General features: G+C 73.0%; 6 protein-coding genes and 1 pseudogene. 2 read left to right on the top strand and 5 right to left on the bottom strand.

Annotated features, from left to right (window positions below; translation table 11 throughout):
• Positions 1-149 precede the first annotated feature (149 nt).
• The 3 genes from FYW95_RS27350 to FYW95_RS27340 form a co-directional block, all read right to left on the bottom strand.
• The gene (locus tag FYW95_RS27350) at positions 150-1,166 is read right to left on the bottom strand and encodes a FecCD family ABC transporter permease (RefSeq protein ID WP_370462448.1); all 1,017 of its coding nucleotides are present in this window, start codon (positions 1,164-1,166) and stop codon (positions 150-152) included.
• Between the two features lie 77 nt (positions 1,167-1,243).
• Positions 1,244-2,269, bottom strand: coding sequence for a FecCD family ABC transporter permease (locus FYW95_RS27345; RefSeq protein WP_159945474.1), 1,026 nt, complete (start codon positions 2,267-2,269; stop codon positions 1,244-1,246).
• A 7-nt stretch (positions 2,270-2,276) separates the two neighbouring features.
• Complete coding sequence (locus FYW95_RS27340) at positions 2,277-3,314, bottom strand: iron-siderophore ABC transporter substrate-binding protein (protein ID WP_159945473.1); 1,038 nt, start codon at positions 3,312-3,314, stop codon at positions 2,277-2,279.
• 297 nt (positions 3,315-3,611) lie between these two features.
• Here FYW95_RS27340 and FYW95_RS27335 point away from each other — a divergent pair, with 297 nt between their 5' ends.
• Both FYW95_RS27335 and FYW95_RS27330 read left to right on the top strand, forming a co-directional pair.
• A complete protein-coding gene (locus FYW95_RS27335) occupies positions 3,612-3,830 on the top strand; it encodes a hypothetical protein (RefSeq protein ID WP_159945472.1) in 219 nt (72 codons plus the stop codon).
• Between the two features lie 192 nt (positions 3,831-4,022).
• On the top strand, positions 4,023-4,829 hold the full coding sequence (locus FYW95_RS27330; protein ID WP_159945471.1) for a cyclase family protein: 807 nt from the start codon (positions 4,023-4,025) through the stop codon (positions 4,827-4,829).
• Positions 4,830-4,841: 12 nt separating this feature from the next.
• Here the strand turns inward: FYW95_RS27330 and FYW95_RS27325 are convergent, their stop codons facing one another.
• Together FYW95_RS27325 and FYW95_RS28570 are read right to left on the bottom strand one after the other, a co-directional pair.
• On the bottom strand, positions 4,842-6,053 hold the full coding sequence (locus FYW95_RS27325) for a PP2C family protein-serine/threonine phosphatase (RefSeq protein ID WP_159945470.1): 1,212 nt from the start codon (positions 6,051-6,053) through the stop codon (positions 4,842-4,844).
• Between the two features lie 134 nt (positions 6,054-6,187).
• Positions 6,188-6,340: pseudogene (locus FYW95_RS28570) on the bottom strand (ATP-dependent Clp protease ATP-binding subunit ClpX); the annotation flags it as partial.

The raw sequence follows: 6,340 nt of genomic DNA, 5'->3' as shown, positions 1-6,340 counted from the left end.
GATCCCGGTGCAGATACGATGGCTCAAGGCCGTGCGGGCCCATTTTGACGTCACAATCATGATCGTCCCGCACGGCCGTTCGCATGCTCAGGCCGGGATGTCAGCTATCGCGCACCACGTCGTTAGACCCCGCGCCGACAGCACCGGACTCACAGCACTCCCCTTCGCCATTCACGAACCAGCAGATAACCCAGGTACACCCCGCCGAAGGCCATGGTGAACACGCCCACCGGCAGCCCGTCACCGACCGGGGACTGCTGCACGGCCAGATCGGCCACGACCAGCAGTAGGGCGCCGACCAGGGCGGACAGGGCGAGGTTGGGTCCGGGCGCGGCGGAGAGGCGGCGGGCGATCTGCGGTGCGGTCAGGGACACGAACGCGATCGGCCCGGCCACGCTCACCGCGGCGGCCGACAGGACCACCGACAGGGTGACGGCGGCTGTACGGGTGGCGGCGGCCCGCGCGCCCAGGGCGTCGGCGAGCTCGTCACCCATCTCGTTGAGGGCGACCGGCCCGGCCAGCAGCGCGGCGAGGGGCACGACCAGCAGCAGGACCGCCCCGATGGTGGCGGCGTGCTCCCAGGAGCGGGCGCCGAGGCTGCCGTTGACGTAGGCCGACAGGACGGTGGCCTGGTCGCGGGCCATCACCGACACGACGAAGTGGGTGAAGGCCTGGGCCATCGCGGCCACGCCGATACCGGCGACGATGAGGCGGCCGGGGTGGCGCAGCCCGGTCCCGGTGGCCGTGGCCACCACGACCATGGCCAGGGCCGCTCCGGCCAGGGCGCCCAGCGGCACCGGGATCACGCCGGGCAGGACCAGGGCGGCGAAGGCCGCGCCCGCTCCGGCCCCGGCGCCCAGGCCGATGACGTCGGGACTGCCCAGGGGGTTGCGGGTGACGGACTGGAAGAGCGCCCCCGCCAGGCCCAGGGCGGCGCCGGTGCCCACGGCCACCGTCAGGCGGGGTCCGCGCAGCCGGTTGAGGACGAAGGTCTCGGTGGCCTCCCCCGCGCCGGTGACGACGGCGGGCAGGCGGGTGAGCGGGACACCGAGCCCGCCCAGGGAGAGCGTGGCCGCCGCGGCGGCGGCCAGGAGCACCAGGAGCAGGGCGCCCCACAGCAGTGAGCGCGGGTGCAGGGGCAGGGCGACGGGGCCCAGGCGCAGCACGGGCCCGGGGGGCCGGACGGCCGTCTCGTCCGGGTCCGCCGCGCGGGCGGTGCCCGGGACCGGTCCCAGGGTGCGCGTCATGGTGTACTCCGCATCCTGCGCACCACGTACAGGAGCACGGGCGCGCCGACGAAGGCGGTGACCACACCCACCATGAGCTCGGTGGGGCGGACGACGGTACGGCCGACCACGTCGGCGAGCAGCAGCAGGGTGGGCCCCACCAGCAGGGCGAAGGGCACCTGCAGCCGGAAGTCGACGCCGACCAGCGAGCGCACCACGTGGGGTACGGCCAGGCCGACGAAGGCGATGGGGCCGGCGGCGGCGGTGGCCCCGGCGGCGAGCACGGTGCCGGCGACCAGTCCGGCGGAGCGGACCCAGAAGGTGTTGGCCCCGGTGGCGAGAGCGGCCTCCTCGCCCAGGGCCAGGGCGTTGAGGCCGCCGCAGACCAGCAGGGCCAGCAGGGTCCCGGCGCCGACCACGGGCAGCACGGCCCAGACGACGTCGTAGCCGCGTCCGCCCAGGGAGCCGACCACCCAGTACCGGTAGCTGTCGAAGGTCTCGGGCATGCTCAGCGTCACGGCCTGGACGTAGGCGTAGAGCACGGCGGAGACCACCGCGCCCGCGAGCACCAGTCGGACCATGCCGCCGTCGCCGCCGCGGCTGCCCACCGTGTAGGCGGCCAGTCCCGCCGCCAGGGCCCCGGGCAGCGCCCACCCGACCGTGCCCAGGACGGAGGTGGAGCCGAACAGGGCGGTGGCGGTGACCACCGCGGCCGCGGCTCCGGCGTTGACGCCCAGCAGGCCGGGGTCGGCGAGCGGGTTGCGGGTGACGCCCTGCATGAGGGTGCCCGCCAAGGCCAGGGAGGCACCGGCGACCACCCCCAGGAGGGTGCGCGGGTAGCGGCTCTCCACCACCGTGGCGGTGTAGGGGTCCGCCCCTCCCGCGAAGACCGCCCACACGTCGGCGAACGGGATCGGTTTGCTGCCCAGGACGAGGCTGAGCAGGACCGCCGCGGCCAGGGTCGCGGCGCCCGCGCCGAGCATGAGCACGGCGCGGGCGGGACCCGTGCGGGGCGGTGCCGAGCGCGTGTTGGCCCTGACCATGGAAGGACTAGTCCTCGACGTTGGCGGCGGCCTCTTCGATCATGGGCACGTAGCGGTCGATGACCCACGGAACGGTCAGCGGGTTGATGATCGAGGAGGCGGTGACGAAGGAGGTGTCGTCGGGGGCGACCACGGAGCCGCGCTCGACGGCGGGGATGGAGGCGTACAGCTCCTGGGCCTCGATCTCGGCGCGGGTCTCGGCGTCGGTGTAGAACGTGAAGACCAGGTCGCTGTCGGCGAGCTTGTCGGCGTTCTCCAGGCCGATGACGGCCGAGTCGGTGCCCTCGGTCTCGGGGAAGGTCTCCACGACCGGGTCCACGGTCAGGCCCAGGCCGCGGACCATGGCCACGCGCTGCTCGTCGGGCAGGAACACCCCGAGGGTGCCGGGGCCGTCGGTGTAGATGTAGGAGAAGGTCAGGTCGGCGAACTGCTCGTTCTCCGCGGCGGCCTCCGCGAACTGGGCCTCGATGTCCTCGATGAGGCCCCGGGCCTCCTCGGGCTGGCCCAGCGCCTCGCCGATGATCTCGATCTGCTGGTCCCAGTCGGTGCTCCAGGGCAGGTCGGGGTAGGCGACCGTGGGGGCGATGTCGCTCAGGATGTCGTACTGCTCCTGGGTGATGCCCGACCAGGGGGAGAGGATGACGTCGGGCTCCAGCTCGATGATCGCCTCGAAGTCGATGTCGGTGGCGCCGGCGAACTGGGTGGGCAGCTCCTCGCCCGCCTCGGTGACCGCCTCGTGGATCCAGGGCAGGTAACCGGTGTCGTCGCTGCCCCACTCGTAGCTCTCGATGCCGACCGGCACGGTGCCCAGGGCGATGGCGGTCTCGGCGGAGCCCTGGCCCAGGGTGACCACGCGCTCGGGCTCCTCGGGGATCTCGGCGGTGCCGAGGGCGCTCTCGATGGAGACCGGGAAGGCGCCGTCCTCGGCGGTGGCACCGCCCTCGCTGGCTGCGGTGTCCTCCTCCGCGTTGCCGCAGGAGGTGAGCGCGAGGGCGAGGACGACGGTCAGTCCGATACCGCCGAGGCGGCCGACGGTGGAGGTCATGGGCGCACTGCTTTCTTCGTCACGGGGAGGGGCCGCACCGCGTTGGCGGGCCGTTTCCGCGCAGGGGTCAGGGACCCCGAGGGGAACACGGAGGATAGAACGGGAGAATCCCGGCAGAACCAAGGTTAGTCTAACCTCACTTAATCCGGTTTTCCAAAGTCCTGACCCTTCGGACGGACGCGCGCCGCGCCGGACAAGGCTCTCCTTGGGCAGGCTTGACCTGCTGTGGAGCTTGCCCGCGACCCGCGCCGGGCAGTGGCCCTAGGAGTACGCCAAGTCACGACCGCGAGGAGAAGCATGATCGCCAAACTGTCCGAGATGGGCGTTACGTCCGAAATGGCCTACGGTGCCGGGATCGCCTCAGTGGGCCTGTCCTTCGTGTCCTGGTTCGCTTCCCTGAAGGGTGAGAAGGCCGGGATGGACCGTGCCGACCGCTGGGGGATCTTCGTCGGTGAGTGGGCTCCGACGTTCTTCGCGATCGGCATCGCCCTGCGTCTGGAGGAATCCAAGAAGTAGTGCGGCGGCGCAGCCCCGGAGGCGCTGAGGCCGTCCGCGCGGGCCCCGACGCACGGCGCCCGGCCGAAGACCCCTTCGGCCGGGCGCTCGGCGTGCCGGGCCCAACGCGGGGGCGGCCCTCCGATCGGGACGTGGTTGCCCGGGCGAGCCGGGGGGCATACGGGAGTGGTAACCGATGACGAAGGACCCCTCATGTGCCTGCACGGAACCGGGGAGACCGTCCGCGCGCGGACCGGCCTCGCCGCCTCGGTCCCCGCCGGACCGCCCAGCGCTCCGACCAGCTCCCGCCCCTGGCCCAAGGGCTTTCGCAACGTGGCCGACCTCAGCCACGTGCTGTCGCCGACGATGCCCTCCTGGGACGAGGACAAGCCCCGGCGCGAGACCGTCTCCGGCCCCGCCCCCGAGGGGGAGTTCGGCTTCTACCTCCAGCGCTGGACGCTCGGCGAGCACTCGGGCACCCACCTGGACGCACCCGGGCACGTGATCGGGGGCGGGCGCATGGTCGCCGACATCCGACCGCACGAACTGGTCGCCCCCGCCGCGGTGATCGACGTCCGCGCCCGCGCGGCCGAGGACCCCGACACCACCGTGACGGTGGACGACGTCCTGGCCTTCGAGCGGGTGCACGGCAGGGTGCCCGCGGGCGCGGCGGTCCTGATGCACTCGGGGTGGAGCGCCCGCTGGGCCGAGGGGGACGAGGCGGTGCGCGGGGCGGCCGACGACGGTTCCTGGCACTTCCCCGGGTTCAGTGCGGACGCCTGCGAGTTCCTCGTCGGCCAGCGCGGCGTGGCCGGGGTCGGCGTGGACACCCTGAGTACCGACCCGGGCTCCTCCGCCGACTTCCCCGCGCACGAGGTGCTGGGGCGCGCCGACCGGTGGGGGCTGGAGGCGCTCACCGGGCTGGAACGGTTGCCGCCCAGCGGGGCGCTGCTCACCATCGGGGTCATGCCGGGCCTGGACGCCTCCGGCGGCCCCAGCCGTGTCCTCGCCCTGTGGTGACGGGGGCTCCGCTCAGCAGTACCGGGAGCGGGACTTGCCGTCGCCGTCGGGGTGCCACTCCAGCAGCATGATGGTGGCGTCGTCGTTGAAGTCACCGCGCTGGTGGCCGTGGATGGCGTGGATGAGGCGGCGCAGCGTCTCGGGCGCGGGCTCGTCGGCGGAGGTGGCCCGGATGATGAAGTCGGCGAAGCGTTCGAGGCCGAACATGCGCCCCTCGCTGTCGTGCGCCTCGGTCACACCGTCGGTGTAGAGCAGCACCCGGTCGCCGGGTTCGAGTTGGGCCCTGTGCACGGTCCGCCGGTCGGTGTCCAGGACCCCGCCGAGGCCGAGCGGCACCTCGGCGGGCCGTTCCAGGGCGTCCTCCAACAGACGGTTCTCCCGTAGCAGCAGCGGCGTGGGGTGGGCGCAGTTGACCCAGGAGAACTCCCCGGTGGCCAGGTTCAGGGTGCTGAAGACCGCCGTGCAGAAGCGGTCGGGGAGCCACTCGACGAGCGCCCGCTCGACGCTCCCGGTCAGTTCGGCGAGGTCGGCCCCGTTGCGCCGCGCGCTACGGGCCCCGGCCATGGCCACCGAGGCGGTCAGCCCGGAGGCCAGGTCGTGCCCCATCGCGTCGAGGATGGCGGCGTGCAGGGTGTCCCCGGTGATCGAGTGGTCGAAGGCGTCACCGCCCAGCCGGTAGGCGGGTTCGAGGACCGCGGTGGACACGCCCCAGCGGGTGCCGAGCGTGCGCGGGGGCAGGAAGGCCCGCAGCATCTCGGTGCGCAGTTCCACCGACCGCGTGCGGGTGTGGCGGACGTAGGTGTCGCTGTAGGCGCGTTTGGAGGTGACGACCAGGGCCAGGAGCGAGGCGAGCGTCTGGCAGCGGCGCAGCGTGGGCTCGTCCAGCACCGGGGTCCTGACGTGCAGCACCCCCATGCGGTCGGCCCCGTCGCGCAGGGGCAGCCACAGGCTCAGCTCGCCGTCGCCCTCGACCAGGCGCAGCGTCTCGGAGCGGTAGGCCTCCCCGGCCGTGGTGGTGTCCACGTCCAGGTCCGGGCCACCGGTCAACGGGGTGAGGAGCCGCTGCTGCAGGTCCACCAGGTACAGGGTGATGTCGCTGAGCCCGATCCGCTCCCCGTAGCGGCCCGCGACCTGGAGGACCTCGATCGGGGCGCAGCCGTGTACCGATCTGACCAAGTCCTCGAACAGCAACTCCTCCTCGCTGATCGGGGCCGCCTCGTCCATGTGCCCACCTCCTCCCCGCAGTCTCACACCGGGACGGGGTCGGAGGGGGCGCGGCGGGCGGCGTGTTCCGTGGTCGACCGGGTCTTTACCCTTCCCCGACCGGGGGCGTCCGGGCGCGGGAGGCGGCGCGGCCCTCAGGCGGACCGGTCGCGGCGCTCGGGGGCGCGGCGGAGTTGGGCCCGAGGCACGATCGTCGGATTCACGTGCTCACGCACCGCCTCCCGCGTAATGATCACCTGACCCACATCCTCACGCGAAGGCACCTCATACATCACCGACAACAACAC

The sequence above is a fragment of the Nocardiopsis sp. FR4 genome (assembly GCF_009830945.1).
In the GTDB taxonomy this organism is placed as follows: domain Bacteria; phylum Actinomycetota; class Actinomycetes; order Streptosporangiales; family Streptosporangiaceae; genus Nocardiopsis.
This window is presented reverse-complemented; position numbering and strand designations above follow the sequence as displayed.

What these genes read in the sequence shown, in the direction of transcription:
- FYW95_RS27340 (WP_159945473.1), bottom strand. Translation starts at nt 3,314, where the DNA reads ATGACCTCCACCGTCGGCCGCCTCGGCGGTATCGGACTGACCGTCGTC.
- FYW95_RS27345 (WP_159945474.1), bottom strand. Translation starts at nt 2,269, where the DNA reads ATGGTCAGGGCCAACACGCGCTCGGCACCGCCCCGCACGGGTCCCGCC.
- FYW95_RS27330 (WP_159945471.1), top strand. Translation starts at nt 4,023, where the DNA reads ATGTGCCTGCACGGAACCGGGGAGACCGTCCGCGCGCGGACCGGCCTC.
- FYW95_RS27335 (WP_159945472.1), top strand. Translation starts at nt 3,612, where the DNA reads ATGATCGCCAAACTGTCCGAGATGGGCGTTACGTCCGAAATGGCCTAC.
- FYW95_RS27325 (WP_159945470.1), bottom strand. Translation starts at nt 6,053, where the DNA reads ATGGACGAGGCGGCCCCGATCAGCGAGGAGGAGTTGCTGTTCGAGGAC.